This window comes from Neisseria sp. P0021.S007 (assembly GCF_051956855.1).
Genome location: NZ_JBQCXA010000447.1, coordinates 1 through 726 on the forward strand (window position 1 = coordinate 1; position 726 = coordinate 726).

The 726-nt window shown below is 52.9% G+C and carries 1 protein-coding gene; it reads left to right on the forward strand.

Annotation, left to right across the window (positions count from 1 at the left end):
• A partial coding sequence (locus ACTHUR_RS13910; protein WP_440399130.1) for a formate--tetrahydrofolate ligase occupies positions 1-726 on the forward strand: 726 nt, incomplete at both ends.

A 726-nucleotide genomic window follows, 5' to 3' on the forward strand; every position in this document is an offset into this window, starting at 1 on the left:
GTTGAACATCGATCCGAAACGCGTGCTGTGGCGTCGCGTGGTCGATATGAACGACCGCCAGTTACGCAACATCATCGATGGTATGGGCAAACCTGTTGACGGCGTGATGCGTCCCGATGGTTTTGACATTACCGTTGCCTCTGAAGTGATGGCGGTATTCTGTCTTGCCAAAGACATCAGCGATTTGAAAGAGCGTTTGGGTAACATCCTTGTTGCCTACGCCAAAGACGGCAGCCCTGTTTATGCCAAAGATTTGAAAGCGAATGGCGCGATGGCGGCATTGCTCAAAGATGCGATTAAGCCTAACTTGGTGCAAACCATCGAAGGTACTCCGGCCTTTGTACACGGCGGCCCGTTTGCCAACATCGCCCACGGCTGTAACTCTGTAACGGCCACCCGTTTGGCGAAACACCTTGCCGATTATGCCGTAACCGAAGCAGGCTTCGGCGCGGATTTGGGTGCGGAAAAATTCTGCGACATCAAATGCCGTCTGGCAGATTTGAAACCTGATGCGGCTGTTGTCGTGGCCACTGTCCGCGCTTTGAAATACAACGGCGGCGTGGAGCGTGCCAACCTCGGCGAAGAAAACCTCGAAGCCTTGGCAAAAGGTCTGCCTAATCTGCTGAAACACATTTCCAACCTGAAAAACGTATTCGGCCTGCCTGTGGTGGTTGCCATCAATCGCTTTGTGTCCGACTCAGATGCCGAGTTGGCCATGATTGAAAA